Origin of the sequence: Syntrophorhabdus sp. (assembly GCA_012719415.1) — a bacterium.
In the GTDB taxonomy this organism is placed as follows: domain Bacteria; phylum Desulfobacterota; class Syntrophorhabdia; order Syntrophorhabdales; family Syntrophorhabdaceae; genus Delta-02.
Genome location: JAAYAK010000294.1, coordinates 1 through 2,987, shown reverse-complemented (window position 1 = coordinate 2,987; position 2,987 = coordinate 1). Strand labels below are relative to the sequence as shown.

The window sequence follows — 2,987 nt, the reverse complement described above, 5'->3', positions numbered from 1 at the left end:
TCCAATCCGACCACCGGTTATGATGTAATCCGACCACCCCGTCAACCGGAAAAGAACGCTGGATAACTTTACGAAGTGCTATTACGCTTCTCCCAAAATAACATGACGAGAGGAGCGTCTATGGCGAGAAGGAGATTATTGGTTGTGATAACCTAAAACTGACCCACCCAAGGGGCAAATGATCATCGAAAAATGACCCACCCCCGGAACGATCTCTGGTAAGTTGGTCTGACAAGACCGACTGTACCGGAGGGAAAGGGTGATAACGATGGATCAGTACGAGTACATCAGGACGGCGCACCGGGTTTACGGCAAAAGCATCCGGCAGATACAGAAGGAGACGGGCCATTCCCGGGTGACGATCAGGAAGATCCTTGAGGGTGAGTTCCCCGAGTATAAACGGCGATCGGTACAGGCATACCCCGTTCTCGGGAAGCACCGGGACACGATAGAGCGCTGGCTCAAGGAAGACCGTGAGATCCCGAAAAAACAGCGCCACACCGCCCGCAGGATCTACACGCGCCTCGTCGAGGAGGAAGGATACACCGGAAGCGAGGTGACCGTGCGCCGGTACGTCCGCCAGGTGAAGGCAAAAGAAGGGATGGACACGTCCCGCGCATATCTCATCCTCGAACCCGAGTGCGGACGGGAGGCGGAGGTCGACTGGGGAGAGGCCGTCGCCATGGTCAGGGGGATACGGACACCGTTCCACTTCTTCTGCATGCGCCCCAGGTTCTCCGGCAGGCCCTTCGTACGCGCCTATCCCTGCGAGAGGCAGCAGGCCTTCTTCGATGCCCACGTGCATGCCTTCGACTTCTTCGGCGGGGTCTTCCCCGTCCTCGTGTATGACAACCTGAGAAGCGCCGTCGAGAAGGTCCTGACCGGCCGGAACCGCATCGAACAGGACGCCTTCCGCAGGTTAAGGTCCTACTATAATTTTGAGGCCCGCTTCTGCAACCCGGGATCCGCCAATGAGAAGGGCGGGGTGGAAGGCGTCATCGGGTATGTGCGGCGCAACTTCCTCGTTCCCGTCCCCGTCGTTGACAGCTTCGAGGAGCTCAACGCGCACCTTCTGCGCTCCTGCCTTCGCCACGGCTCCCACCGGATTGCCGGGCGCACGGAGAACATCGGGAGCCTCTTTGAAAGAGAGAAGGAATGTCTTGTCCCTCTTCCCGCCGTACCGCTTGCCAATATCGCCCTTCTTGAAACGAGCGTCGACAAGTACTCGACCGTCGTCGTCGACAAGAACCGCTACTCCGTACCGGTCTCGTATGCCCGGTTAAAGGTCAGGGTAGAGCTATCCATCGACGGGGTCGACATCTTCCATGACGGTGGAAGGATAGCACGCCACGAGAGGCTCTTCGGGAACAACAAGTGGCAGCTCGATCCCCAGCATTACCTGGAACTGGTAAGACGCAAGCCCGGCGCCTTCGACAGCGCCCTTGTCATCCGAAGGTGGCGTGAAGAGTGGCCGGCGTGTCTCGAGAAGCTCCTCGCACGGTTCAGGCAGAAGCAGGGGGACACACCGGGGATAAAGGACTTTATATCCGTGCTCATGCTCTACAGGGACTACCCGCCTGAAGACATCGAGGCCGTGGTGGAGCTTGCCCTCGAGAACTCTGTCTCCGCAAGCGACGGGATACGACACATGCTCGTCTACTCCGGTCCGGAAGAGCATTTTGAGCCCCTTGTGGGCTGGCCGGCGACGCCCGTGCCGGACATGACCCCGTACGCCGACCTGGGGGTGATACGATGAGGCCGGCGACGGAGGCGCTTCTCACGGAATATCTCAAACAGCTCAAGCTCACCGCCATCCTGAGGGTCTATGCAGCCCGGGCACGCGAGGCCCGGAACACGGGTTCGGACTATGAGGACTATTTGCTGTCGCTCATGGAATCTGAGCTCGAGGCCCGTGCCGACAACCGCCTGAAACGGCGGATCAGGGATGCGCGGTTCCCGGTCATGAAGACCATGGAAGGCTTCAGTTTTGAGGAAGCCGAAGGTCTCGACAAAAGATTGGTGCGGGAGATGGCGGAGGGAACGTATATCAAGGAGAAAAGGAACATCATCTTTGTCGGGAAGACGGGCACCGGCAAGACCCATCTTGCGACGGCCCTGGGACTCGAGGCATGCCGCCAGGGGGTCCGCACCCGGTTCGTGACCGGGGCAGGTCTCGTCAACGAGCTCATAGAGGCCCGAAGTGAACGCGCCGTCGGCAGGATAATCCAGAAGATGTCGCGGTTCGGCCTCCTTATCCTCGACGAGCTTGGGTATGTCCCCTTCTCCCGTGAGGGATCGCAGCTTCTCTTCCAGCTCCTGGCGGAGAGGTACGAGAGGGCCTCCGTGATCATAACGACGAATCTTGGCTTCGCCGACTGGACACAGCTGTTCGGGGATCCGACCCTGACGGCGGCGCTTCTCGACAGGCTGACGCACAAGGCGCATATCGTTATGTGCAACTGGGACAGCTACAGACTGAAGGAGAGTCTGAAGAAGAAATCCCCGGTGAACAGGGACAAGGCATGAGAGATATATTTTTTTAACTAAAGCAGGGGTGGGTCATTTTTGCGTGATCACAGTGGGTCATTTTTAGGTTGTCATTGCCAATTATCCATGAGAAAGATCGGGGAAGTGCTGCGGCTTACCCACGAGAGCGGCCTGTCGACGGGGCAGGTCGCACAGAACTGCGGCATCGGGCGGACCACCGTCAAGGACTACCTGTCCCGGGCGAGGAAGGCGGGACTTGCCTGGCCCCTGCCGGCCGGTCTTGACGATGACGCCGTCGAGAGGCTCCTCTTCCCGTCCGAGAGGTCGCTCACGGAAGAGATGAGGGGAATGCCGCCCTTTGAGTATCTCCACCGGGAGATGAAGAAGAAGCACGTCACCATGCAGCTCCTCTGGCAGGAATACAGGGAGAAGAACCCCGACGGCTACCAGTACAGCCAGTTCTGTCTGCGCTACCGGGCCTGGAAGAAGACCCTCGACGT

3 protein-coding genes are annotated in these 2,987 nt (G+C 59.0%); all 3 read left to right on the top strand.

Features of this window, described 5'->3' with window-relative positions:
• The first annotated feature begins 259 nt into the window (after positions 1-259).
• Complete coding sequence (locus GXX82_16825; GenBank protein ID NLT24709.1) at positions 260-1,756, top strand: IS21 family transposase; 1,497 nt, start codon at positions 260-262, stop codon at positions 1,754-1,756.
• The gene (locus GXX82_16820; protein NLT24708.1) at positions 1,753-2,526 is read left to right on the top strand and encodes an ATP-binding protein; all 774 of its coding nucleotides are present in this window, start codon (positions 1,753-1,755) and stop codon (positions 2,524-2,526) included. The genes GXX82_16825 and GXX82_16820 overlap by 4 nt, the downstream gene beginning before the upstream one ends.
• A gap of 87 nt (positions 2,527-2,613) precedes the next feature.
• Positions 2,614-2,987: IS21 family transposase (locus tag GXX82_16815; protein ID NLT24707.1), on the top strand; the 374-nt coding region annotated here is incomplete at its 3' end.